Source organism: Sporosarcina sp. P2, from assembly GCF_002743255.1.
Lineage (GTDB): Bacteria > Bacillota > Bacilli > Bacillales_A > Planococcaceae > Sporosarcina.
Map to the genome: position 1 here is coordinate 196348 of NZ_PDYY01000002.1, position 24498 is coordinate 220845.

At 37.6% G+C, this 24498-nt stretch carries 26 protein-coding genes and 1 pseudogene; 4 read left to right on the forward strand and 23 right to left on the reverse strand.

The genetic code is table 11. The features are described 5' to 3' along the window. Nucleotides 1–30: 30 nt before the first annotated feature. Nucleotides 31–237 (reverse strand): hypothetical protein, encoded by a 207-nt coding sequence (locus tag CSV67_RS03425; RefSeq protein ID WP_099630229.1) that lies wholly within the window; start codon nt 235–237, stop codon nt 31–33. A 12-nt stretch (nt 238–249) separates the two neighbouring features. Next, on the reverse strand, nt 250–801 hold the full coding sequence (locus tag CSV67_RS03430; protein ID WP_099630230.1) for a hypothetical protein: 552 nt from the start codon (nt 799–801) through the stop codon (nt 250–252). A gap of 150 nt (nt 802–951) precedes the next feature. Here CSV67_RS03430 and CSV67_RS03435 point away from each other — a divergent pair, with 150 nt between their 5' ends. Beyond that, nucleotides 952–1272, forward strand: coding sequence for a hypothetical protein (locus CSV67_RS03435; RefSeq protein ID WP_099630231.1), 321 nt, complete (start codon nt 952–954; stop codon nt 1270–1272). 412 nt (nt 1273–1684) lie between these two features. On the opposite strand, the gene CSV67_RS03440 is transcribed toward CSV67_RS03435, so the two are convergent. The 14 genes and pseudogenes from CSV67_RS03440 to CSV67_RS03505 all read right to left on the reverse strand — a co-directional run bounded on the left by CSV67_RS03440 (nt 1685) and on the right by CSV67_RS03505 (nt 14439). After that, nucleotides 1685–3136: a VWA domain-containing protein gene (locus CSV67_RS03440; RefSeq protein WP_099630232.1), complete on the reverse strand. Its 1452-nt coding sequence runs from the start codon at nt 3134–3136 to the stop codon at nt 1685–1687. A gap of 73 nt (nt 3137–3209) precedes the next feature. Further along, nucleotides 3210–4376, reverse strand: coding sequence for an AAA family ATPase (locus CSV67_RS03445; RefSeq protein ID WP_099630233.1), 1167 nt, complete (start codon nt 4374–4376; stop codon nt 3210–3212). Between the two features lie 86 nt (nt 4377–4462). After that, nucleotides 4463–4657, reverse strand: coding sequence for a hypothetical protein (locus CSV67_RS03450; RefSeq protein ID WP_099630234.1), 195 nt, complete (start codon nt 4655–4657; stop codon nt 4463–4465). Between the two features lie 25 nt (nt 4658–4682). Then, nucleotides 4683–5555 (reverse strand): DUF6744 family protein, encoded by an 873-nt coding sequence (locus CSV67_RS03455; RefSeq protein ID WP_158232877.1) that lies wholly within the window; start codon nt 5553–5555, stop codon nt 4683–4685. 507 nt (nt 5556–6062) lie between these two features. After that, a pseudogene (locus CSV67_RS03460) lies at nt 6063–6242 on the reverse strand (hypothetical protein); the annotation flags it as partial. Nucleotides 6243–6311: 69 nt separating this feature from the next. Further along, nucleotides 6312–7952, reverse strand: a complete 1641-nt coding sequence (gene merA, locus CSV67_RS03465; protein WP_099630236.1) for a mercury(II) reductase — start codon at nt 7950–7952, stop codon at nt 6312–6314. A 16-nt stretch (nt 7953–7968) separates the two neighbouring features. Then, nucleotides 7969–8367, reverse strand: coding sequence for a mercury resistance transcriptional regulator MerR1 (gene merR1, locus CSV67_RS03470; RefSeq protein ID WP_099630237.1), 399 nt, complete (start codon nt 8365–8367; stop codon nt 7969–7971). Between the two features lie 354 nt (nt 8368–8721). Beyond that, nucleotides 8722–9444, reverse strand: a complete 723-nt coding sequence (locus tag CSV67_RS03475; protein WP_099630238.1) for a ZIP family metal transporter — start codon at nt 9442–9444, stop codon at nt 8722–8724. 146 nt (nt 9445–9590) lie between these two features. Further along, nucleotides 9591–10496 carry a cation diffusion facilitator family transporter gene (locus tag CSV67_RS03480; RefSeq protein WP_099630239.1) on the reverse strand — a complete coding sequence of 302 codons (906 nt, stop codon included), beginning with the start codon at nt 10494–10496 and terminating at the stop codon, nt 9591–9593. A gap of 13 nt (nt 10497–10509) precedes the next feature. Then, nucleotides 10510–11556 (reverse strand): flavin-containing monooxygenase, encoded by a 1047-nt coding sequence (locus CSV67_RS03485; protein ID WP_099630344.1) that lies wholly within the window; start codon nt 11554–11556, stop codon nt 10510–10512. A gap of 86 nt (nt 11557–11642) precedes the next feature. Continuing rightward, entirely contained in the window at nt 11643–12083 is a 441-nt protein-coding gene (locus CSV67_RS03490; protein WP_099630240.1) for a disulfide oxidoreductase, read from the reverse strand. Then, complete coding sequence (locus CSV67_RS03495) at nt 12083–12733, reverse strand: DsbA family protein (RefSeq protein WP_099630345.1); 651 nt, start codon at nt 12731–12733, stop codon at nt 12083–12085. The genes CSV67_RS03490 and CSV67_RS03495 overlap by 1 nt, the downstream gene beginning before the upstream one ends. A 57-nt stretch (nt 12734–12790) precedes the next feature. Then, on the reverse strand, nt 12791–13885 hold the full coding sequence (locus CSV67_RS03500) for a copper resistance D family protein (RefSeq protein WP_099630241.1): 1095 nt from the start codon (nt 13883–13885) through the stop codon (nt 12791–12793). Further along, on the reverse strand, nt 13882–14439 hold the full coding sequence (locus CSV67_RS03505) for a copper resistance CopC family protein (protein WP_099630242.1): 558 nt from the start codon (nt 14437–14439) through the stop codon (nt 13882–13884). Before CSV67_RS03505 ends, CSV67_RS03500 begins: the two co-directional genes overlap by 4 nt. 161 nt (nt 14440–14600) lie before the next feature. Here CSV67_RS03505 and CSV67_RS03510 point away from each other — a divergent pair, with 161 nt between their 5' ends. The 3 genes from CSV67_RS03510 (at nt 14601) to CSV67_RS03520 (ending at nt 18357) form a co-directional block, all read left to right on the forward strand. Continuing rightward, complete coding sequence (locus tag CSV67_RS03510; RefSeq protein WP_099630243.1) at nt 14601–14987, forward strand: ArsR/SmtB family transcription factor; 387 nt, start codon at nt 14601–14603, stop codon at nt 14985–14987. Next, the gene (locus tag CSV67_RS03515) at nt 14984–17092 is read left to right on the forward strand and encodes a heavy metal translocating P-type ATPase (RefSeq protein ID WP_099630244.1); all 2109 of its coding nucleotides are present in this window, start codon (nt 14984–14986) and stop codon (nt 17090–17092) included. Before CSV67_RS03510 ends, CSV67_RS03515 begins: the two co-directional genes overlap by 4 nt. Before the next feature lie 395 nt (nt 17093–17487). After that, nucleotides 17488–18357, forward strand: coding sequence for a cation diffusion facilitator family transporter (locus CSV67_RS03520; RefSeq protein ID WP_099630245.1), 870 nt, complete (start codon nt 17488–17490; stop codon nt 18355–18357). A 416-nt stretch (nt 18358–18773) separates the two neighbouring features. Here the strand turns inward: CSV67_RS03520 and CSV67_RS03525 are convergent, their stop codons facing one another. From CSV67_RS03525 to CSV67_RS03555, 7 genes are all read right to left on the reverse strand, one after another. After that, nucleotides 18774–19295: a CueP family metal-binding protein gene (locus CSV67_RS03525; RefSeq protein WP_099630246.1), complete on the reverse strand. Its 522-nt coding sequence runs from the start codon at nt 19293–19295 to the stop codon at nt 18774–18776. Nucleotides 19296–19590: 295 nt separating this feature from the next. Continuing rightward, a complete protein-coding gene (locus CSV67_RS03530; protein ID WP_099630247.1) occupies nt 19591–20154 on the reverse strand; it encodes a YdhK family protein in 564 nt (187 codons plus the stop codon). Nucleotides 20155–20267: 113 nt separating this feature from the next. Then, nucleotides 20268–20594, reverse strand: a complete 327-nt coding sequence (locus CSV67_RS03535; RefSeq protein ID WP_099630248.1) for a four-helix bundle copper-binding protein — start codon at nt 20592–20594, stop codon at nt 20268–20270. 127 nt (nt 20595–20721) lie between these two features. Further along, nucleotides 20722–21798 (reverse strand): stage II sporulation protein P, encoded by a 1077-nt coding sequence (locus tag CSV67_RS03540; protein WP_199173118.1) that lies wholly within the window; start codon nt 21796–21798, stop codon nt 20722–20724. Nucleotides 21799–21977: 179 nt separating this feature from the next. Further along, nucleotides 21978–23468, reverse strand: coding sequence for a multicopper oxidase family protein (locus CSV67_RS03545; RefSeq protein WP_099630249.1), 1491 nt, complete (start codon nt 23466–23468; stop codon nt 21978–21980). Between the two features lie 295 nt (nt 23469–23763). Next, entirely contained in the window at nt 23764–24255 is a 492-nt protein-coding gene (locus CSV67_RS03550) for a DUF2269 family protein (protein WP_233192553.1), read from the reverse strand. Then, a complete protein-coding gene (locus tag CSV67_RS03555) occupies nt 24252–24434 on the reverse strand; it encodes a hypothetical protein (protein WP_099630251.1) in 183 nt (60 codons plus the stop codon). The genes CSV67_RS03550 and CSV67_RS03555 overlap by 4 nt, the downstream gene beginning before the upstream one ends. Nucleotides 24435–24498: the final 64 nt, after the last annotated feature.

Below are 24498 nucleotides of genomic sequence, written 5' to 3' on the forward strand. Positions count from 1 at the left end.
ATATTAAAAGAGGAAAGGTAGTGTATTCTCTCATTGACAGTCAACAACTTGCTTTCCTCTTTTTAAGGCGTCCGATATGTTTCGATACTTACTCTTCCATACAGCCAATGTTGAACGACTGACACCGATATTATGACCAATCTGTTTATCAGTTAAGTCGTCTCTTGCCCAATCTTTAAGCTTGATTAGTCCTTCTTGCTTCAACCGTTCTTGGAATACATACCAGTAGGTGCACATTTGTTTTAAATCCTATATCGCTCCATTATTCCTTAGATTAGTCATAATTTGGGGATTATCATTTTCCACACTATAGAAAAACACTTCATCTACATAATTTTCAATATCCCATTTTTTTATGCTCCACTCATTTGTAGTGATTAATATTATTTTACTTGAATTAGTAAGATTAAGCTCGTTCAAAAAATTACTATATCTCTTTGGGTCATCTAATACCAACTGAACTGGATGGAATACAGTGTATGTGGTCTCGTTACCTTTAGGATTGTTTGCCGTATGGGTAGCATAGCTACTTATATTAACAAGCATCCGCCCTAAATCATAATTGGTGGTTGATTTAATGGCCTCAGGTAATAACTTTTTATTAAAAGCACTATTGATATGATCTGAAGCGTATGCCATAGAACTTGTTCTAATGATACCTTTTTTAAATTTTCTTTCCAAACAACCTAACACCACTCTTACTTTAGCATCATTATCATAACCTCTCACCAGTAGTATTCTCTTGGACTTATCATTTAGAAAATCCATTACAGCAGAAATAGCAAGATCCTTATCAGTCATATTTATATTTCCCTCCTTCTACGATTATAGCAAACTGGGTATTAAAATCCCACATGCTAAAAACGCTGTAAATTTGGATATGTTATAATTTATGTACATTAATTTTTACAACATATTTTATTTATATAGCGATATACGAGGAGGGTTATAATGATTAAAATAATTGGCACTGTTGAATTTCTTACTTCTAAGTCAGAAAGTTATTATAATATCCATCAGAGAAATGCTCGTATTGAACCTTTTAAAACCCAAAACCGATTCGATTACGACGGGACTCCCGGTTATAAAATAACTTGCAAATTTGAAGTTTTATTAGAAGAAGATTCCCTTTGTAAGTCTAAAAATGATTACGCCGGAAAAATTAAACCTTTCTTAGATTCTCTCCTTGATACAACTATAATTCTTAATACTCACCATTATAATATAAGTCAAGTAGGTACTCCCATAAAGCATATAACAGATTACTTTTAATCCCTCATCACCCGTTTCAGAAATAGTCTTTTTTAGAATGGTGAAAATCCTCTTAATTGAAGTAGTAATGATAAAAGCAGAATGTATAACTATTAAACATCTGCTTTAAAATGGAGGGCGATAATTTAGTCCATGATGAACTCGTTCTTTTGGCGATTAAGATTATTAATGAGCAACTAGAAGATAAAGAGTTTAAATGATGATAAAAACCATGGGAATGGCTATATTCCCATGGTTTTTTAAGCGGCGTCAATCTAGTGGCATACTCATCCGCAAACAGTGGCTCAAAACTCCGCACTGCCGGCTCCATACGTCCGCAATATTCAATTGATTTGCTATTTCTATTGTTATTAACCCTTTTCTTTTTGGATGCTGAACCCGTTACTGTAATTGAAAGCTTATAGCTTTTATTTTATATTTCAAAAGCAGTAAAACTACCTGCGTCGTCAAAATCCTTAATAAGAACTACCTTGTCTGAAAACTGCCCTACTGTTTTTGTGTTGTTTCCTATTACTAGGGATAGCACATTGAATTTCTTTTCTTTTTTATTTTTATTGAATTCTTCAAGAAATGAATCTCTTACTCTATCTTCACCATCAGTAACGAAAACTAAATCGGCTTGTTTAAAACGACTTTCGTTTATTACATTCAATGCTCTATTAAGAGGAAGTGCAAAGTCCGTACCTCCCCCTAAGAAGGTTTGGGCTATATTGATCATATCTGAACTTTTTATTTTCCCTCTCTCATATTTAAAGATTTGTGTACGAGTAGAGAACAATATCAAACAAAAATCCCTTCTCTGTTTTCTTGCAATCGACATGAGCGCTAACGTAAATCCTTTTGATTGGGTATCTAGCTTGTGCATACTGCCTGACTGATCCAGACAAAGCACAATTGGACCTTTCCCTAATACCTCATGTCCTTTCTGTTCATATTGCATCGTTTGGCCTTCCACAAAGCGACGTAGGAAGTCGTTCTTCGTTATTGGATGTGTGTATAAGCCTAACTCCATCGGCAATAGTCTTTCAATATCGTTACCTAATGTAACCCCACTTCTTTCCATTGAATCATTATGTTTGGATTTTTGCTTTCTACGGGCTATCTGTTTAAATCGACCAGTCCAATCTGCAATTTCTTTCATCTGTTTATTAGATGCGATTTTTTCAGCTAATGAAATTTGGTCCCGTAAAGGAACTTTTTTCAGTTCTGCATCACCACTACCAGCACTCGTGCCTCCAAGTAATGATTTCAAGCTATCTTTCGTCTGTTTCGTTTCCTGCATAGCTTGAGACATCGCTTCTGAAAAACTATGGCTGTTGTTCTGTAACGTCTGTTGAAGTTGACCTTCCAAGTCTGACATTGCTTCTTTTAAGTCTTCTTGTAACTCCTCACTACCATTTCCGGCCCCATTTTGTGGTTCCTGCTTTTGAAGTTGCCTTTGCATCGCCTGTATTTCTTGCATTTGTTTTCGTAAATCTTCATCCTGTTCTTTTTGTTCAATTAACCATTCATTCGTTTTCTCCCCAAATTTCACAGTTCCGATGGCTGAAGATAAATCATCTAACCGAGTAAAATTTCGATAGTTTTCAAACGAATCATCATTCATGATTTTTTCCATAAACGATTTGTTAATTTGCAAATCATCAGGGATCTCCTCTTCACTCAATTCAGGTTTCATCTTGTATAAAGAAGCCCATATGTCACCAAGTAACGGTTCAAACATAGGTAACTCCCCATCAACGCTTAACTTTTGAAGTCCTTGCGACATATTATAAATTTCTTTGAATCGTCTTTTATCGAAGGTATCTGTATTTAACACAGAATGATTTTCATTTCTAATTCTAGTTGATTTCAAATAAAACACTCCCTTTTATTTTTTCGAAAAAGAAATGCCAAGAAGTATCCTTAGCATTCCAATTATCTTCATCAATGTTTTTTTAGAATGGCATTTGTACAGTTGATTTTTCACTTACAGTACCAAAATCCATTGGCTCCAAAATACTGTCAAGAATTTCTTGTTGCATCGCTTTCACTTTATCAAGTAAAGAGTCAATATCTGCATCTCTACTTTGATTATGCTTTTTCAATTTATTTAAATCCGCAACCAATGACTTCAGTTTTTGGGTTGCTTCCATACCAGCGTCAGTAGAAGCATCCGTCTGCATGGAAGAAAATATTTCACTTGCCTCTTCCTGAATCGTATCAAGTTTTCGAGTAACCACGTCTTGTGCGTGGCTACGAACAATCAGAGAAACGTTATCCTTTTGATCAACCGTTTCCCAAAGGGCATTTTCAAGAATGACAATATCATCTACCTTTACAACTTGCCTTTGGTTTATCAAAGCCTTCGCTTGAAGTACCGATAGGGATTGTTTAAAGCGTCTGTCAGAAGGGCGTATGCCTTCATCACGCAATTCATTTCGGATTTTTGAAAGAGTTTCATACACTTCATCTGGTATTGTAACCATGTCTGTAAAAAACTGAAGTTGAACCAACTCATCCATTGTCAAGGAGGGCATGACCTGATTTTGGTCGGCACCCTTCATCATAGAAACAAAATTCGTTTCATCTGCAATATAGTCTAGCTCAAACCGAAGTAAGAACCTGTCGAAAAGTGCTTCAAGTCCTTCTCCTTCTTCGGGATATTCATTTGAAGCCCCAATAACAGATATCAAAGGAACCTTTACCGGCGTTCCGTTATTATAGAAGAGCCGTTCGTTTATAAGTGTCAGCAAACTATTCAAGATTGCCGAGTTCGCTTTGAATATTTCGTCAAGGAAAACAAGATTTGCTTCTGGCATTTTAGTTGCGGTATTCCTCTTGTACGCTCCCTGTTCCAGGTCCTTTAATGACAACGGGCCAAATACTTCTTCGGGTGTGCTAAATCTTGTCAGCAACCATTGGAAGTATTCTGTTCCCTGTACGATTTTTGCTAACTCAACCGACAATGCCGATTTCGCGGTTCCGGCAGGTCCAATCATGAGCATATGCTGCCTTGAAAGTAGAGCAACGAGAATCCCTTCAACTTCTTTCTCACGCTCAAAAAACTTTGCATTGAGTGCATTTTTTATTTCCTCTAACCTTGCAAAATTTGTGTTTGTCATTTTGAAAAACCCCTTTGTTTTTTAGTTTAAATAGAAAAAGGAAACCGGTTTCTATTGCAACCGAACTTCCTTTTATAAGAATCCTTTCAGTTTTTCGCTGAAAGAATAAACAATTCTTGTTCTTTTATCGATAGCTCACGCATCTTCATCTGCAACTCCTGTTCTTTCAATTCATTTGAACGTTCGAGTTCTTGAGCAATCTTCTTAACGTGATGCACATAATCAACAACATCTCTTTCATAGAATTTTCTTCCCATTACCGTTTGATAAAACTCTGTCATTTTAATCTCTCCATTCCGTTACTTTTTAAAGTTCCACAACCATTTTTGACACCGCAGCACGAATCGTCATAATTTTATTTTCTAGCGTATCTGCTTCATTAGCGACAATGCCTTTGTAATTTCGATAGTTCGCAATTACGGACTTCGCATTTTCAATAATCTCTTTCACTTGTCCTTTTTTCAGCCCTGCACTCGACTTACAATCATGTAAAATAGATTCTAAATGGTCATTTAGCTTCGTGTTCACCATTTGCCGATTGTCGAATGTATTTACAACGGGTATTTTGAACCCTTCACTGTTCTCAAGAGAGGACGTGAAGTTTACAAGCTGATTTAGACCCTCCGTATGCGAATCTGGGACAAAATAAACGCCACCATTTGGACGTACAGGTGTGGGTGCCAGCGATTGAAGTATTTTACTCACCATTACTCTTACTTGCTGAGCTGAATAATGGTCTTTATAAATATTGAAATTACGCTCTGCTTCAAAGCACAGCTCTTTTGCAATTTCGTTCTCCGTTATAAACGTCAGAGAACTATTCTGCTTATCTAGCGTGATTACTCCTGCTTTACTATTGTAGTTAAGGCGTTTACCTGCCTGATCCACTTTTTCCACTACAATGTTTCTTTGCACGTGGCTTTTGTCCGAGAACACTTCACGTATAAGGTAGTTCTCGAATACCCCAGCATGTCCTGTAGATTTTCTAGTCTCTATCTCTTTAGTACTTCTTCGGAAAGCATCAGCTGGACGAATCGCATTTGGCATCCATTCAACAGGCAAACCTGATTGAACGAGTGCTTGCTCTAAATCATTCATTTTGACTAATTGCTTGCCAACCGAGAACCACATGAGGTGGCCGAGAATACCGTCTTGCTGCTTGTTTTGAACAGCTGTCATATTATCAAGATTAATAGACATACCTAACAACCCTTTCTATTTTTGTATTTTAGATAAATAAAAAAACGCATTTACACCTAGCGATTGCTAAGTAAATGCGTTTTAAATAACCCGATTTGTTCGTCAACAAATTCTTTTCTATCTCCCTTCTATAGTTTTTGAAAGCAAAAAACCGACCACTCCTGAATAGGAATAATCGGTTTTAATATAGTTCACGCAAAATGCGTAAGTATCTCTTCTGATATGCAAAAGCAATTTATGGACGTCGAATACGTCTGCCTAACTTCTCCTTTAAATAAGGAATACAAAGGCTGAAAATTTGTGCCGAATCTCTTTCTGCTTACGCAAAAAGTGTAACGACTTTCACTAGAAGAACAGTGACTTAATAACATAAAGAATATATATTTACCTTAACAAAACCCATGCCCGATAGCAACTACATTAGAATTAACGATCCTTCCATTGATTTCCAGAGCAATTTATTGTCAACCATTTTATCAATGAATATTATATCTTTGTAGAATTTAAAGGTAACTGAGATATGACACCACTGCCTATTTTAGCAAAACGTTCAATCCTTGCACCAATTTCATCACGCACACGCTGGAGGAACGCCCATTTCTCTTCATCGGTTCCTTCCGCTTTCACAGGGTCATCAAATCCCCAATGATTACGTTTTACATGAGGGGTGTCAGGAAAGCTGTAGGAATAGTAGAAGTTCTCCAAGGTATTTCGGCTCTATTTGTATTCATATTGCTATCCAGCACAACAAGATAATTTGGATACATCTTTATCAAACGTAAGGGCTGCTAATTTCAATCCTTCTGCCATTGTCAAATAGGGAGCAAGAGTTTCTCGTAGATCCTCTACTGTCAATCCAAATTTTACAGCTAATGTTGCCGCATAGATTACCTCTCCTGCGTTTTCCGAAACTATATGAACGCCTAACACTTTTAATGTTTTTGCATCTGCTATTAATTTAAAAACACCTATTGTTTCCCGATTAACAAGGGCTCTCGGTATGGCATCTAACGGCAAGACAGACGTTTTCACCTCAAGTCCTTTTTCTTTTGCTTGCTGTTCAGTTAAACCAACCGTTGCAATCGAAGGATTAGTAAACGTAACAGCTGGAACAACTTCTAAATTCACCTTTTGATTTAGGTCTCCGATTGCATTACGCGCAGCAAGTCCACCTTGATAAGCAGCTACATAAACAAATTGAGGACCAAGCGTTACATCTCCGGCTGCGTAAATTTTGGAATTGGAAGTTTTAGAATATTCATCAATGACGATTTCACCACGAGACCCAACGTCAACACATGCCGCATGTAAGTTCAAAGATTCTGTATTTGGCTTTCTTCCCGTTGCTACAAGCAATTGTTCTGCTTCAATAATTCGCTTTTCACCATTTATCTCTACATGAACTTTTTTAATGTCTCCTTCCTGTTCTACACGTCCATAGGTTGCTCCTGTAACTAAATTAATTCCCTGTTCTGTTAAGGCCTGAGTAATCGCTTCTGAAATTTCAGGATCGTATTTTTTTAATAGACGCTCACTTCTTTGTATCAATGTTACTTCCGAGCCTAAATTATGAAATAGTTGTCCCAGTTCCAGCCCGATATATCCGGAACCAAGCACTGTGAGACGCTTTGGAACCTTCTTTAATTCAAGTAACGAAGTGCTTGTTAAATAATCTACTTCATTCAATCCTGTAATATTTGGAACAGATGGAGATGCACCTGTAGCTATTAAAAATCTTTTCGCAGTTATTTGGTTGCCATTCACTACAATTGTATTATCATTGAGAAATGTCGCTTCACCATTTATTAATTCAAAGCCATAATCATCAATTAAATTCACATATTTTTCATTGCGAAGTGTACTTACTAATTCATCTTTTTGTTTTACTAATGAGGCTAAATCAACATTTTGTGCTGTAGTGTGTAACCCTGTAAATGGATTTTTTTTTGCTGAATGATTGATTTCTCCTGCTCTTAACAAAGTCTTAGACGGAACACATCCGATATTAACGCAAGTTCCTCCCACCGTTCCACGTTCAATCATTGCAACTTTAGCACCGTAACCCACAGCTTCAATGGCAGATGAAAAGGCTGCTGCACCAGAACCAATAATGATGTAGTCATAATCATCTTCGCAACCTAAATCAACTTTTACTTGTGTTTGTAAATCTTCAATTCCACCTGGATGATATTTGGCTTCAGCAATCGCATTTTTCGCTGTTTCAACTTCTACGTCATTTTGAAGTTCAAATACAGCTTCCCCACGGCGAAAATCAACTTCAATACGCTTTGCACCTATATTTTGAAGCGCAACAGCCACATGCTCTTCACAATCCTTACATGTCATTTCTTGAACGCTAATCCGATATCTTTTCAATACTATTCCTCCGTCCTTAAATTTCTAGTAAAGTTTCAATAATAGGGCATTCATAAATATCTTTGTTTGAGGGACATCTTTCTTTTAGGTCAATTAGCATTTCTTCGATTCTTTTGAGATCTTGAATTTTCCGTTGAATGTCCTCTATCTTATAAACTGTGAAATCATACATATCACGGCACTTTGCTTCATCACGATCTACCACGCCTAAAAGCTTATCAATTTCATTTAAAGTAAAACCTAATTCCTGAATGTGCTTAATGAAATTTAATCGGTCAACGGTTTGTTCTGTGTATATTCGATATCCTGACTCTGTACGAGAAGGTTTCGGAATTAATCCTAATCGTTCATAATACCGAATGGTTTCTTTATTAACGTTACATTTCTCCGCCAGTTCTCCAATATAAATCTCCATTTGTTTCACCTCATACGTAGTATAAACCCTGTACCTTAGTACAGGGTCAATATATATCTAGCTTCCCCCAAAATAGCACCACCTAACAGGGATGCCAATTTGTATTTTTTGAAATTATTCGGCTTGTTAATTCAAGTTTAATACCTCTGGAATTAACGTGTTACAATATATAGAATACCATTTTTAATTGACACTTTTATAGACTCGTCATTACTAAAAAGGATCTCCGGTAATTAACTCCTTCTTGTCTGATGGTTTGTTTCATCTTATTTATTTCGACATTTGGGTAGGTACTCATCGCCCTCTACATAAAAATGGTAGTGGAGACCAAGGCATTGGTCTCCACTACCATCCTTAATAATAAAACAAATATGCACCCATCAGACAAAAACTGATTAATGTAACCAGTAAACTATAGATATTCGATGATTGCCTAATTGATTCAGTTAGGATTTCCTTAATCGTCACCATATATATAGTTCCAACTGTCAAACTTATTAAGAATGCCCATAATAGATTATTTTGCATGCCTATCATTTCCCCAATTAGTGCCCCAAGCGCAATGGGAACAGCTACGAAAATAGAGAGAAAAAATAACATATAAATACTAGACCCAGCTATAAATAATGGAGTAAAAAGTATCATACCTTCGGGAATATTGTGCAATATTAGTGCTTGTAATAAAGCTATGCTTAACTGAGATTGTTCACTGGCTCCAAGAACTATTCCCATAGGTAGATTATGGATAGAGATAATTAGAGCTAGGAATAAACCTAGCCTTCTATTATGATGTTTGTGTGATGCCTTTGTAATTACAGAGTTCTTATGAACCCCTATATGGATGAGTTTGAATATAAAAACTCCTGCTAAAAAACCCAACAAAAAAATAAGCCAATTACCCAGTTGTATAGCTTCCGGTGCGATTTCAAAACTAATTAACCCTAAAATTAGCCCAGTGCATACCGCGTAGATAGTACCAATGCTTTTCTTAAAACCATTAATAAGACCAGCAATAACCCCTCCTACGCCAATTCCAGCAAAAGTTGATAAAAAACCGATAAACCAGACATGAGTCAAAAAACCATCCTTCGATTGTTTGTCTCTATGTTTATATGGGTATTGACTTGAAATTATGCTAAGCCCTATTTACAACAGGACAACTCAGCACCCTTGAATTCCATCCTCATGAAAGTATTCTGATATATTGGCTAGCAATTAAGTGATTAGATATTCAATTCCTGATGCTGAAGATTCGATTTTTCAATTTGAATCGTCGTATGTTCAATTTTGTAGTTGTCAAGAATTAGATTAATGGCCTTTTGAAGAATAACTTGTTCATCCGATTCTTCACCAATTAGAATGTGACAGGTTAAAGAATCTAATCCAGAGGTAATTGTCCAAATATGAAGATCATGAACATTTTCCACGCCTTTGATATTTTCCAATAAAGCTAAAACTTCTTTTTTATTAATCATCAACGGTGAACCTTCCATTAGGATATGAATACTTTGTTTGAGTACGCTCCATGCACTTTTTAAAATCAATAACGCAACGACCATCGAGATGATCGGGTCTGCAATATACCAGTCGAACAGAAGCATAAGCAGACCAGCCAATATTGCACCAACCGAACCTAAAGCGTCGCCGATTATGTGTATATACGCACTTTTTAAGTTGATATTTTCTTTTACATCGGCTTTTTTAAGAAGAGTCACCGCACTAAGTAGATTAGCAGCTAATCCGATGAATGCAATGATTATCATCGTTCCACTTGCGACAGTTGGTGGGTCGTTAAAACGTTGAATTGCTTCTTTGACAATAAACCCAGCAATCACAAATAACGTAACTCCGTTAAATAAGGCAGCTAGAATTTCAAACCGATAATAACCATACGTTTTATTCGAGGAAGGTGGTCTACTTGCAAACCATATTGCCATAAGACTTAAAGCCATTGAGCTTGCATCGGAAAGCATATGACCACTATCTGATAGCAAGGCCAAACTATTCGTAAAAAGTCCACCGAAAAACTCCAAAATCATAATAATCGTTGTAATAGATAAGGCAATGATGAGACCCCGTTTATTCCCTTCTCGTTTTTCCGCAAAATGATTATGTTGATGATTTTCCATTCAAGCGTCCTCCCTACGTGGCTATGTCCTTCATGTGTTCAATTATATACTTCGCATCGTAACCCACTCCCTGTAGCAAAGATGAACCCCTACGTGATTGCCACGGTAAACCTAAAAAGTAGAGACCCTGTATCGGGCTTACACCCCTGTTGTGTATAATGTTTTTCTGTCCATCAATCACGCCATCAACTTTTAACCATTCATAATCTTGTTTGAATCCAGTTGCCCAAATAATGTTATTCACTTCAAGCGTAGTTGAATCCTCAAATGTAACCTTCTTGTACTCAACATTTATGACTTTTCCTTTCAACGAAACTCCCCAATCTTTTATGGCGTGTTTTAATTGACCTCCGAAGATAGGATCCCCCTTTTTTTGTAACATATCCCCAATAAATGACGTGTTTGTTACTTTTAATATTCCCAATTTATCAAACCACCAAAACACACTTTTCCCACCTATCATTAATGGAAAATAATGTGGTTTTTTACTTATCGCCAAATATGTTTCTTTTTCTTCTGACAACTCTACTGCGATTTGAGCACCGCTATTTCCACCCCCGACAACAAGAACATTTCCTTGTTGAAGCTGATTAGGGTTCTTATACTCGGATGAATGTAGCTGTAGGATATTTTCGCTAAGGGAATTCGAAAAGGCGGGAATCCACTTCTTTTGAAATGGTCCTGTGGCAACCACAACATTCGTCGTATAAAATATACCTTTTGTTGTTTCTACACAAAAACCTTCTTCATTTTTTGTTACGTACAGAACCTCGGTATTCAATTCAACAGGTAATTCAAACGTGTCCGTATAGCGTTCTATGTAATCCACAATTTCATCCTTTGACGGAAACCCCTGTTGATTGCCTTCTATGGTAAGACCGGGCAATGAACTAAACATTCTAGGTGTAAATAACTTTAATGAGTCGTATCTATTTTTCCAAACCTCTCCCAAAGCCTCCCCTTTATCAATAATTAAAAAACGTTTATTGTTTTGTTTTAAATAATATCCTATCGCAAGTCCAGCTTGTCCTGCTCCTATAACAATGGTCTCATACCGCATAAGTTTCTCCCCTAAAAAGGTATTTTCAAACACAAAGAAGCCAAATGAAACAACTATAGCTTCTTTGGCTTCTTTCATAAATTTCTTTACTCAATAGACTTCTTTGGTTTAAGGAAAAACATACAAACAGCAATAATCACAAATGCCACTAATGCTAAAAATGGTATCGTAACAAACCCAAACCAATTTATATACTCGGCACTACAAGGCACACCACTCACACACGGCTTGATTCCGCCAAACCCGGGTATCTTCTGCTCCAAATAATGCATGAGCGATATGCTTCCTCCAATAAGTGCTAACGGAAGCACGAACTTTTTAACGGTACTATCATTCTGGAACGTTCCAATCCCTAATATCAAAGTAAGGGGGTACATGAGAATCCGCTGATACCAACATAGCTCGCACGGAATATACCCTTTCATTTCACTGAAGTACAGGCTACCGAACATTGCTATTAATGAGACAACCCATGCAACATATAATAAGAATCCCTTTGGTTTTGATTTTTCTTTTATTTTCCCCATCACTTTCCATCCTTAATCTCTTGTTCTATTGCTGTCTTAATGGCTTCGTAATCAAAAGGATCCTCCAACATTTTCCCGTTTATCACAATCGTCGGAGTCATTGAAACACCGGATTCTCTTACTAAATCTTCATCGATCTTAACGCTCTCCCTAGTCGCTTCTTGTTCCATGTCTTCTTTTAGCAGTGTTTGATCAATCTCAGGAAATTCACTTGCAATTTCAAGAATTCTTTCGGAAGTTATCCATGGTCCATCATGGTTTTCAACTGGCTGTGCATCAAACATCGCCTGATGGAAGTTCCAATACAAATCCGGGCTCCGCTCATATACGGATTCAGCGGCAATCGAAGCTAAAGTCGATTCTTTTCCGTGAAACAATACATTTATGAAGGAAAATTCAACTTTTCCTGTTTCGATATAATCATCAACTAATTTCGGATATATCATTTCCCCCCATGCTTTACATGACGGACATTTAAAGTCTCCAAATTCAACAACCGTTACAGGAGCGTCTTTCTCCCCAATTGAGGGCTGTCCAGTTACATCGATTTGTTTTATTTCTATTGGCAAAGATTCCTGTTTATTGCTTAATACAACAACCGCCGCCAAAATTCCTATTGCTACGAGTGTTAACACAACTGCAAATTTCATGTTTGAATTCTTATTCCGTTTCACCTCATACCTCTTCTCTATTATTTTTCTTTCCAATTAGTGAATACTTGCCATTAGCCCGAAATACAGAGCAAGGATACAGAACATCCCCATGAAAAAAGGAACAACTGCGGGCGCCTTTTTCCTGAAGCTGTATATGATAAGCCACATGAAGATGAGGGCTACCATGAAAAACAATGTATTTATTGTATTTAACCCAAATTGCAAACTCATAGTCGGCTCAATGATCCCTGAATAAAAATAATCAAACATAGCAGAGGGACCACTACCAGCAAGGGTTGTCTCAATACTATGAGGTGGTTCCTGTTGTCCCAAAACCGCTGTCGAAACAAAGGTGAAAAATAGTAGAATGCTTTCAAACTTCAACCACGGTATTGGGTTAATTTGCTCTTGTCGCTTCAATTTACGTCTAATCCAAAATCCATTTATGAAAGCGAAAAATAAAACAGGGATGATGGTCAGATGCTTCACCAATAAGGCTTGTCCATAGGGTAGCATCCATGCGTCCCCATACTCATTTACATCAATCACCAACGTCATGAGAAATAACCCAGTTCCCGTAATCGTGAGAAAACACGCGATTGCCAAAGGGGTAAACCACTTTAAATAAGAAAGCCAATTCTCTTGGTTTTTTGAACACCAGCCTACGATGAGAAGAATTCCAACCCACACTGTAACGGCTAAAAAATGTAACGAATGAGAAACGAAGCCGCTCCATTCAGTAAGGGATGCTGCGTGACTCGCCCATCCCAATGCCAAGAGCAGGATGAAGGTAAAGGCAAGAGAAATAGCAGCCAATACTTTGCTTTTCAATACTGGAAAGAGCGAAACAAAAAGGTAAAAGAAAATTGCAAGTATGACAGTGACATTCCAGGCCTTTCCTACTTCGAAACCGCCGAGAACGTTTTGCATCGTCAACATCAAACCTATATCTTCATATAGAAATACAACCAACCTAATCACGGGGGCAACTGAAAAGAACACAACTCCTAACACAGAGAGTTGAATCAGACGTTTTGGGATACGTATTTCCGGTTTCAGTCGTGCCGGAATAAATTGAATGATAAATGCACCCATTAATAGCGAGAAACAGAGATATAACAAACTTTCAGAAATATAAATCCAAATCATTTACTTTGCCTTCTTCCTATGATCCAGCCGAAAAAGCCACCGGCAATAGTAAATAAAATAACTAGGATTACAACGAGTACATCATTCGACGCTATTTTTGATGTATCTTCTGTTGCCTGCTCTACAGGTTTTTCTATTGATTCTTCCAGTGGAGTAGTAGGTGTTTCTTCGGTTTCTTCAGGCACTGCTGGATCTTCCATTTCGTCTTGACTTACCGTGAATGAATAAGTCCCTTGTATCGGATGACCATCTGCACCAATAATCTTCCATTCGACTGTATATTTACCGTTATCCAACGGTGACATGAATCCCCCTGTCATCACATTATCACTCGCTTGGGTATTACTGATGACCACTTCCTCTTTATTCTCGTTAAAAACTTTCACTGTACTGGTCGTTTCAATTTTTGTATTAAATTCCAATACAATTTCATGAACGTCTTCAGAAACGTCTTCCCTATCCGCCGGTGAAGAACTGGTCAAACCCGTATGTGCATAGCTAACAGACGAAAATGCCAGCAGAAAAATCAGCATTGCACTAAGTATTTTCTTCATTTTTTCAGCCTCCTAAATCTGGTAGTAGTGCCGTTCTTTCTGATTTCATTTTAACAGAAAACACATACATTAAAACAACCATTTGAGTATTATTATTGACAATTTTTCACCGATTGCATACACTAAAGTTAATCAAATGAATATTTGAATGAGGTGAAAAGATGACGGAAAAAATTAAAGAACAAATTGGCCCTACAACGGATTCATGTGAGACGTATTGTTATGACGAAACAGTTGTTAACCGCGTCAGCGATCGGATTGACGAAATCAGTGGTGTCGAATTACTGTTTAAAGCTCTTGCAGATGCCAATCGCTTGAAGATCGCATATGCATTGACACTGGAAGAAAAAATGTGCGTCTATGATGTCGCCAATGTATTAAAGACATCCACTGCAAACGCTTCCCATCATTTGCGTTATTTACGCGATATGGGGATTGCCGCTTCCAAAAAAGAAGGTAAGCTTGTCTTCTACTCTTTGGTTGACGAACATGTCCATCAATTAGTGAATATTGCACTTGAACATTCGAAAGAAGGTTGGTACAAATGAGTTCAGACAAAAATGTTTATAGACTGCAAGGACTATCCTGTATGAGTTGCGCAGCTAAATTCGAAAAAAACATTCGTGAGATTGAGACAGTTGAGGATATCCAATTGAATTTCGGTGCGTCCAAAATAACTGTTTTGGGAGATGCATCTGTTCAACAATTAGAAAAAGCCGGTGAGTTCGATGGCATTAAAGTTTATCCTGAAAAACAACGGATTGTTGAAGAGAAAGAGCCATTCTGGAAAAAACGTGAGAATAAGACGTCCATTGTATCACTGTTTCTGTTGATTCTTGGCTTTATAACAGCTTCAGTCACGGGAGAAGGTAGCGCTTCATCCATCCTACTCTTTGCTACAGCCATTCTTGTCGGTGGATATGATCTGTTTAAAGTCGGGCTACGCAATCTGACTAAATTGGAATTCGATATGAATACCTTGATGACAATTGCAGTGATTGGCGCGGTAATAATCGGTGAATGGAAAGAAGGAGCTCTTGTCGTCTTTCTTTTCGCAGTAAGCGAAGCCCTTGAAAGTTATTCGATAGATAAGGCTCGAAATTCAATCCGCTCACTTATGGACATTGCACCAAATACAGCAATCATCAGACGCGGGAATAATGAGCTTGAGGTTGATGTTGAAGATATCCAGATTGACGATATTATGATTATCAAACCCGGTCAGAAGCTAGCGATGGACGGAGAAGTTGTAAAAGGAAACTCTTCCATCAATCAGGCAGCCATAACCGGAGAATCCGTTCCTGTCCATAAAGTTTCCGGTAACGAGGTATTTGCGGGAACAATAAATGGAGAAGGTTCCTTAGAAGTACGTGTAACAAAACGAGTAGAAGATACGACAATCGCCAAGATTATCCACTTAGTAGAGGAAGCTCAAGCCGAAAAGGCTCCTTCCCAGCAGTTTGTGGACAGATTCGCTAAATATTATACGCCGGCAATAATGATCCTCTCCCTTCTCATTATTGTTATCCCACCTTTATTTTTAGGCGGTGTATGGAGTGAGTGGTTTTATAGAGGACTCGTCGTACTTGTTGTAGGATGTCCATGTGCATTGGTCATTTCAACTCCTGTTGCAATTGTGACAGCGATTGGCAATGCGGCACGGAATGGTGTGCTTATAAAAGGTGGAATCCACTTGGAAGAAACCGGACGTTTAAAAGTAGTAGCATTTGACAAGACAGGAACCCTAACGAAAGGTACACCTGAGGTAACAGATATTGTTTCTCTTGGAGATATGAGTACAAAGGATATACTTCAAATTTCAGCATCTGTTGAGAAATTCTCACAACACCCATTAGCTTCTGCCATTATCAGAGAAGCGGATAAACAGAATTTGGAATTAATAACCGTTGATGATTTTCAATCGATTACGGGTAAAGGTGTCAAAGCGACTGTTAAGAATGAACTTGTCCATATTGGGAACCCCAACTTATTCAGGGAGTTACGAAAACTACCTGAGAAATACGAAGAACAAATTGAAACCCTTCAAAAAGAAGGCAAAACAGTAATGTTGTTAGGCTTCGAAAATGAACTAAAAGGCTTGATCGCAGTTGCCGATCAGGTTAGAGAAAGCAGTTTGACAATTATTAAAAAGCTGTATCAGTTAGGAATTAAAAAAACGATTATGCTAACGGGAGATAATCTAGCTACAGCAAATGCCATAGGCAACCAGCTCGGTCTCTCTGAAGTGAAAGCAGAATTGATGCCCCAAGATAAATTGGATACGATTAAGTCTCTTCGTGAACAATTCGGAAAGGTAGCAATGGTTGGCGATGGTGTCAATGATGCCCCCGCCTTAGCAAGTGCGACCGTAGGGATTGCGATGGGTGGAGCGGGTACTGACACAGCCTTGGAAACCGCGGATATTGCATTAATGGCTGACGACTTAGAAAAGTTACCGTATACAATCGGTCTAAGCCGTAAAACGTTAAACATTATTTTGCAGAACGTTTCCTTTGCCTTAGGTATTAAGTTAATCGCCCTACTGTTGGTTATTCCAGGTTGGTTAACATTATGGATGGCAATTTTCGCAGACGTGGGTGCCACTATAATCGTTGTATTGAATTCTCTTCGATTAATGAGATCGAAGTATTAACTATTTGAAAACCAATTGATGAAGTTTTAATAAACTTGGAAAAGATTATAACCTTAGCCCCTGTTGAATATGCACGAATTGTTGAAGTTCGGGGGGGACGAAGCTAAAGATAGCCTTGATTAATCTAAACTCAATCAACTTGTTGATTTGTTAAATCCATGCTATCGTAGTTCAACTACAAATTTAAGGAGTGATAAGTATGTTTCACCTTATATTTCACCCAAAACTATATTTTAAAATCCCAAACCCTCGACTGGTATCAGTCGAGGGTTTTTCTTGCTCAAGGGAAACTTTTCTATTTGATGTGCTAAACCTACGAATTATCATTCCAATTTCGAATTCGCAATCATTTATGTTGGTTGGTAATTAAGAAACCGATGGAGGGACCAAAAAAAATGGACAATCAGAAGTATAATGATCTGAAATTAGGCGAACGCGGAGCAATCATTAGTATTATTGCTTATGTTTTTCTTTCTGTAATAAAGTTGATTGCTGGATATATGAGTGATTCTGCTGCGTTGAAAGCAGATGGTCTAAACAATACCACCGATATTGTTGCATCCATTGCTATTCTCGTCGGTCTAAGACTTTCACAAAGACCACCTGACAAGGATCATCATTATGGTCATTGGAAGAACGAAACAATTGCCTCAATGGTCGCATCTTTTATTATGTTAGCGGTTGGTATTCAAGTGTTAAATGACGCTATTTCCTCTATGTTTCAAAGCGGAAAAGAGGCCCCTCACGTTGGTGCTGCTTATGTAGGAGTTTTCTCTACAATAGTCATGTATTTTGTCTATCGTTATAATAAAAAATTAGCGAATAAAATTAATAGTAAAGCCGTCATGGCAGCCGCAAAGGATAATATTTCAGATGCTTGGGTAAGTCTTGGAACTGTCATAGGTATACTTGGTTCTCAATTAAATATGCCTTGGCTTGATACGCTTACTGCTATTATAGTAGGACTGCTAATTTGTAAAACAGCTTGGGGTATCTTCACACAAGCTTCCCATGAACTTTCGGATGGGTTTGATGTAGATAAAATAAAACTTTATCAGAATGTAATCGCAAAAGTGGATGGAGTTACAGGTATAAAAGAAATTAAAGGTAGAAACTACGGGAATAATGAGGTAATAGATGTTGTGATTCTTGTCAATTCGACGTTAAATATTAAGAAAGCCCATAGCGTAGCAACGCGAGTTGAAAAAGTCTTGATAAAAGACTATGGAGTATACGATGTTCATGTACATGTAGAACCAAATTAATACACTAAAATTGTTCCAAAAATAAATATTTATATCCTTCGCATTTCTTTTTTAAAAAATCCTGGGATTCTAGGGATTTTTCGCCTCCCTGTCTTGGTCGACTTAAAAATAATATTTACCTGTGGGAAGCTTCATTTTAATGCAATTATAACAAGCTTAAAGCGTGTTTCGTCATTAGAACCGGGCGGATTTGTTTCATACCCATTATGTAGAAATAAGAACAACGGAAGATGATGGTCATACACATGCAATTAAAGGATTTACTCAACCTTCGAAAGATTAATAACAAAAGGTATTAAGGTAAGAAACACTCTTATTACGTGGGAATAGCACGGGATCAAATTTTATAATAAAAAGAGAACCGTGAAAAGTATTGTGAGTACTTCACGATTCTGACTGGATGATGTTTAAAGTAATTATGCTAGTTGCATCGTTGTAATACAAGTATTATCGCCTTCAAATGTAGAGATGTTTGATTCAACCGTTTTGCTGTCATAAGTAATTTTTACCTTGAAATTTTTATCACGCGGTAACCATAGATCGATAAATCCATTTTCTAGGGAGGTGATCGTTTCGTCTACTACGACATTGCCATCTTCGTCTTGAATATGCACGTCGAAGTCTTTTTCAACTAGTTCTCCTTGACACCCTGTTAAACTATGGATTGCACAAGGATGTGTAGTTTCAACAAATGGTGCAATAGAAACGAAGAATTCATCACTTGGCAAGTCGAATGTAGTTTCTTTGCCGTTGTCATTAACAATTAGTTCATGAGATGAAATAGATGCTGTTACATCGTCTTCAAAACTTCCAACGCTATACTCATGTACCTTTTCTTTTGTATCTTTGACTTCACTTCCATCCGATGAATCATTGCTGCAAGCGACTAACATAAAGCTTAGCAATAAACTGAATGCTATGAGTAATCTTTTCTTCATAATTAATTTCTCTCCTATTCTTTATATGAAAAATTATAGGTCATCGAATTGATTTAACTTTAATTCAATCTAAAAAAGAACTTACATCAAGTATATTTTATCATATCTCATTTATAAATATCGCAAGTTAACCGAACTGTCACACTTTAAATTGGGTAGTTGCCTATTTGAAAATCAACTTTTAATCGTGTTAAATGATAGAATTGAAGGTATGAGGTGCTTCTATCAAAAAAATGCCCCATAAAACCGATAAATTTTGGCTTATGGGGCATTTTTATTCTACTTTGTAATAAAGTTATTTAGCTGATAGTTCACTTTCCGTTACCCATTTATGATTTGTAACTTCTTCTCCACCGGTAGTCGGAGTATAGTCAATCATATATACTGTAGTTTTTTCTGCTGAATCAATTTCAGCTAATGCTCCTTCCATCCCTTTCATATGGTCTGCCTCCACGGTGACCTCGGTTCCCTGTTCCAAAGTTTTGTCGTCATCATCTTTAACTTCTTCTTGAATAACCCATTTATGATTTTCCACTCTTTCTCCGCCAGTTACCGGGGTATACGAGATAGCGTAAGCCGTAGTATCATAAGCACCCACAATTGTCGCTACAGCCCCATCCATTCCTTCCATATGGTCTGTTTTAATAATTGCTTCGCTTCCCACTTCATAGGTTGGATTTTCTGCCACCTTCAAGCTTTCAAGGACTTCACCTGAGCTCGAATGGTTCATCTCCATCTTCATGTCTTCCTGTTTGGGTTCGTTATTATTGTTTTGACTTTCCTCGTTGCCTGTACTATTTCCACACCCACTTAAACCAATAATCATAGCGATACTTAAAAAAAGTAGTTGTTTTTTCATTTAAATAACACTTCCTTATCCTGGGTAATTATCAAGTAAAAGAAGCTATCCCAAGAAAGCCTTTTCAACTTCTTGAAATAGCTACTTTGTTGGTTACGTTTTCTGTATATTGCTTAAGCTACCATTTGTCGGCATGCCTCCGCACACTTACGGCAAGATTCAGCACAGCGTTGGCAATGATCGTGATCATGTTTTGCACACTCTTCTGCACAACGTTCGCAAACTTCTGCACATAGTTCTAAAATCTGTTTAGTAAATGGGCTATTTCGCGTCATTGCTTGTGCGGCAAACGCACATATATCTGCACATTCACGGTCCAAGCGGATACAATCAGCCATCATCTTCATATCGTCCTCTTTCAAGCATGCATCAAAACAAACGTTACATGCTTCTAGACATTCTAAACAAGCTTTCAGACATTCTTCGTATTTCGTATTCATGGACTCACCTCCTGCTATTTTTGCAATCAGTGATATTTTTCCCTTAAAAGACGTTTTAAAACTAAAAAGAAGAAACTCCTTAAAAAATCCTTATTTCACTTTATTTGTTGGACTCCAAACAAACAGATCACTTTTCTCTGTGCCAATAATAATCGCTTAGCACGTCCGCCAACGCTTCAGTAGTCCGATGAAGTTCTTCTACCGTATTATCGACACCACCAATTTCTACAATAACGGAGTTTGGGGAAATGTCTTGGTTATATACTCCATTGCCTTGGCTACTGTCCTTTTTTATTATTCCTTTTGACAAACCGGGATACTGAGTAGCGAGAAGTTTATCTAGACCTTCAGTAAACGAAAGATTCTTCGTAAATTCTTCATGTCCAGTACCAACTACAAATAAGAGCCGTGCATAATTTTCCCCATTCATTTCTAGCGTGGTAGAATCTTTGCGCAATGAATCACGATGTAAATCCAGAAAAATGTCTAAATCTTTATTTTCGACACGGGCAGACCGAACCAATTCTTCTGATAAATCATATGAACTATTATAGCCCAACTCTCTCAAACTTAATTCTTGAACAATATCAGTTGAATCCACTTTCGTTCCCACCCCTCTTCTCTCTAGTGCCTTACCCAGCATTTCACCGACCAACGTAATATTTGCTTTTGAGTGATAAGCATCTTCCGGTTTATCGGTGTCTTTTAAATAAGGTAAAAAAGATTCCCTGTTATGGGTGTGATAAATATAAATAACATCTCTGCCAAATGTCGAGTGGATTGAATCTTTTGTAATTCTTTTAGGTGATTTCATATTTTCAAAGATAGCATCAATATTCTTGAAAGTAAGATCCTTATCTATTAAAAGATTTTTCATGGCTGGCTCGAATTCATCTCTATCTGGCCGTTTCAACCGACTCTTCACCTTATCTTTTTCATTGGACCTTTCGTTTAAAGAAACGTTCGTTTCACTTAATGATTCGAGAAAATCGGAAGAAGCATTCAACGTCCCCATGCCGAAATTAGAAAAAGGATTCACTTTACCCAGTAAAGGATTTTCTTCGATTTCATCACGCGACAAGTAGTATGACAGCAATAAAACAACTAAGAACCATATAAAAAATAGAATAATTGCCAAATATAAAAGGACGATTAATAAAGATTTTTTCTTTTTCTTAGTGTACTTTTTGACCTTTGGAAACATAATGTAGCCTACCTTTAGAAAGAATGAAAACATTCATTTTTTATATAACTATAAATTTAATTTTAAAACAGCTAGTGTGAACCAATACACACTAGCTGCTTTAATAACGAATTACGTATCATTTTTCTACATGTTTTGGTGTAAAATTTACCGATTTCCATAAATAATTGAATTGAAGTTTATTCCACTTCTACCTGTCCCATCATGCCGTTATCTTCATGTTCGAGAATATGGCAATGGAACATATAGACACCTTTGTGCTTGAATTGTATAGCTATTTTTACACGCTCATCTGGTTTTATGGAGATAGTGTCTTTCCATCCCTGTTCATTTTCCGGCGGCTCTTCTCCGTCTCTGGAAATTATTTTAAATTGCGTTCCATGAATGTGGAATGGATGAATCATTCCACCCATCATGTCGGGTTTATTGTAAATTTCCCACACTTCAGTAACCCCTTGCTGTTGTGTGAAATCAATTCTTTCCGGATCAAACTTCTTTCCATTTATCGTTACCTTGTCCATCATCCCAAACAATTCCACTTTCTTTGTGACTGGTAAATTCTTCTCTTCTTCTGTCAATACAAAATCATTCAACTCTTCTGAAATTCCACTAATCACTTCGTCTTGATCAGAAACCTTAAATGGTAAAAGGACAGACCCATCCTCATTTACCAACGCCAAGTCATTTGAAGTATTGAGCTGTGAAAAATCGACAATGATTTCCGCTCTTTCCGAAGGCGTAAGTGTGACTTCATTTAAAGTAACCGGTTCGTTCAAGAAACCGCCATCCGTTGCGATTTGAACAAAAGAATCACCTGTATTCAATTTAAATGTGTAATTCCTCGCATTCGATCCATTTAATAAACGAAGACGTACTTTTTCTTTGTTTACAGTCAACTTGGGATTCAACGTCCCGTTGATCAGTAAGGTATCGCCAATTGTCCCGTCTTCATTTTTTGCGGCACTAAAATTCAATTGTTTCTTATCATCAAATATTCGATCTTGGAAAATCAAAGGAAAATCATTATTCCCATAATCAGTTGGCAATCCAAGACTTTTCGAATTTTCATCCTCGATATAAATCAATCCCGCAAGTCCATTGTATACCTGTTCAGCGGTTTTCCCTTCTGGATGGGGATGAAACCATAACGTTGACGCTTCTTGTGTCACTTCAAATTCAATCACCTTTTCTTCTCCCGGCTTAACCACATCATGCGGTCCACCATCCGCATCAGCAGATACTTCCAATCCATGCCAGTGAAAAGTCGTCTCTTCATCCAGTTCGTTTATCGTTCTAATTTTAACTTTGTCACCTTTTTCAAAACGGAGCATCGGCCCTAAAAACGACCCGTTATATCCATACGTTGTCGATTCAGTACCATCGAATATTTCGGTTTTTCCTTTTTGTGCTCGAACCGTATATACGACTCCATCCTCATTATCAGTTTCAAGCATAGAAGGGATTTTTAATTCATTTTCCCCTGTTGAGTCGTTTAAACTTACCACCTCATCATGGCTCATATGTCCCTCCATCATGTCACCCATAGTGGAATGATCCATTTCCTCCATGTCTTGATCCATTTCCTCGGCAGGTTGCGGATTGTTATTGCTACAACCGCCAATAACCAATAAACTAATTGCCGCCGCGGCAATCTTTATCTTTATTCCCATCAAGTATTTCCCCTTTCAGCTGCTATATTACTTTTTTAGTGTAACAAGAAAATATGAAAAAAATATGCATATTGCAGTGAAGTAGTTAGAAAGAAGATATTTGATAAAATCGAAATAATTTATCTCTTAATTGAATTGCGCAATTTAAAGATACGAAGACTGATCTCGGCTGTGGATTTTAGAAATTGGGTCAAAAAAAGCCGCATTTCTACGTCAAACGCGGCCGTTCACTTAAAATATTGCCCATTCACAAAAAGATATATAAATATTTTACCTAATGCTAATTAATTTTAAATCAACTATGTTGCTTACGCTTCCCAAACGGAGTCGTGCCTCTTGGCTTGTAAACCGATAGTATGATGATTACGAGCAACACAAGTAGACCTACCCCGGCGTGGAATAGTTCGCCCCACAAGCCGCTAGGATCGGCACTTCCCGTCTCTTTCGCTACATTTGCTAGGAAGCTCACTGTCTGCATATTTAGCAGCAAGACCGTTGTGGCTATAGCGGTGAGCAGTAGTTTGAAAAGGACCCAATAATGCTTTACTAAGCCCCACTTAGTACCCAATGACATAACAAACCCGGTTAGTAGTGAGATGAGAGCCAACGGGACGATGGCGAACCAGCCAATCAACTCCATCGCAATCCAAGCAGCATGCACCGTCTTGGCATCTTCTTTTATAAGGGCAGCGACGACAAGAACTAGGAATCCAATGACCGCGCCGAGCCAGCCAATCGAAGAAGTGATATGGGCAGTGAGCGCGAACTTACGTAGGCCAGGTTTCATGACCACTGCTGTTTCACTCCCTGTTCCACATTGCTAGAAGACGGTATGTGACGACCAGGACCATGTTCACCACCGCTAATAACCATTATTGCAACAGCAAGTAGTACTAAAATAATCACGACAACCCCAGACACCTTTACCCACCGCGGTGTACCCGTAGTAGATTTGCGATCCGACATATTCGTATCCTCCTCTGCCGTATGACTTGATATTGATTTTTTTATTTATATTTTCCTCCCTTGT

Coding starts and splice junctions, on each gene's coding strand:
- CSV67_RS03505 (WP_099630242.1), bottom strand. CDS start 14,439: ATGAAGAAAATACTTAGTGCAATGCTGATTTTTCTGCTGGCATTTTCG.
- CSV67_RS03545 (WP_099630249.1), bottom strand. CDS start 23,468: ATGGGAATAAAGATAAAGATTGCCGCGGCGGCAATTAGTTTATTGGTT.
- CSV67_RS03435 (WP_099630231.1), top strand. CDS start 952: ATGATTAAAATAATTGGCACTGTTGAATTTCTTACTTCTAAGTCAGAA.
- CSV67_RS03540 (WP_199173118.1), bottom strand. CDS start 21,798: ATGTTTCCAAAGGTCAAAAAGTACACTAAGAAAAAGAAAAAATCTTTA.
- CSV67_RS03485 (WP_099630344.1), bottom strand. CDS start 11,556: ATGCGGTATGAGACCATTGTTATAGGAGCAGGACAAGCTGGACTTGCG.
- CSV67_RS03450 (WP_099630234.1), bottom strand. CDS start 4,657: ATGACAGAGTTTTATCAAACGGTAATGGGAAGAAAATTCTATGAAAGA.
- CSV67_RS03555 (WP_099630251.1), bottom strand. CDS start 24,434: ATGTCGGATCGCAAATCTACTACGGGTACACCGCGGTGGGTAAAGGTG.
- CSV67_RS03550 (WP_233192553.1), bottom strand. CDS start 24,255: ATGAAACCTGGCCTACGTAAGTTCGCGCTCACTGCCCATATCACTTCT.
- CSV67_RS03425 (WP_099630229.1), bottom strand. CDS start 237: ATGTGCACCTACTGGTATGTATTCCAAGAACGGTTGAAGCAAGAAGGA.
- CSV67_RS03430 (WP_099630230.1), bottom strand. CDS start 801: ATGACTGATAAGGATCTTGCTATTTCTGCTGTAATGGATTTTCTAAAT.
- CSV67_RS03530 (WP_099630247.1), bottom strand. CDS start 20,154: ATGAAAAAACAACTACTTTTTTTAAGTATCGCTATGATTATTGGTTTA.
- CSV67_RS03445 (WP_099630233.1), bottom strand. CDS start 4,376: ATGACAAACACAAATTTTGCAAGGTTAGAGGAAATAAAAAATGCACTC.
- CSV67_RS03525 (WP_099630246.1), bottom strand. CDS start 19,295: ATGAAGAAAAGATTACTCATAGCATTCAGTTTATTGCTAAGCTTTATG.
- CSV67_RS03515 (WP_099630244.1), top strand. CDS start 14,984: ATGAGTTCAGACAAAAATGTTTATAGACTGCAAGGACTATCCTGTATG.
- CSV67_RS03495 (WP_099630345.1), bottom strand. CDS start 12,733: ATGAAATTTGCAGTTGTGTTAACACTCGTAGCAATAGGAATTTTGGCG.
- CSV67_RS03500 (WP_099630241.1), bottom strand. CDS start 13,885: ATGATTTGGATTTATATTTCTGAAAGTTTGTTATATCTCTGTTTCTCG.
- CSV67_RS03535 (WP_099630248.1), bottom strand. CDS start 20,594: ATGAATACGAAATACGAAGAATGTCTGAAAGCTTGTTTAGAATGTCTA.
- CSV67_RS03520 (WP_099630245.1), top strand. CDS start 17,488: ATGGACAATCAGAAGTATAATGATCTGAAATTAGGCGAACGCGGAGCA.
- CSV67_RS03510 (WP_099630243.1), top strand. CDS start 14,601: ATGACGGAAAAAATTAAAGAACAAATTGGCCCTACAACGGATTCATGT.
- CSV67_RS03455 (WP_158232877.1), bottom strand. CDS start 5,555: ATGACAGCTGTTCAAAACAAGCAGCAAGACGGTATTCTCGGCCACCTC.
- CSV67_RS03490 (WP_099630240.1), bottom strand. CDS start 12,083: ATGGGGAAAATAAAAGAAAAATCAAAACCAAAGGGATTCTTATTATAT.
- CSV67_RS03480 (WP_099630239.1), bottom strand. CDS start 10,496: ATGGAAAATCATCAACATAATCATTTTGCGGAAAAACGAGAAGGGAAT.
- merR1 (WP_099630237.1), bottom strand. CDS start 8,367: ATGGAGATTTATATTGGAGAACTGGCGGAGAAATGTAACGTTAATAAA.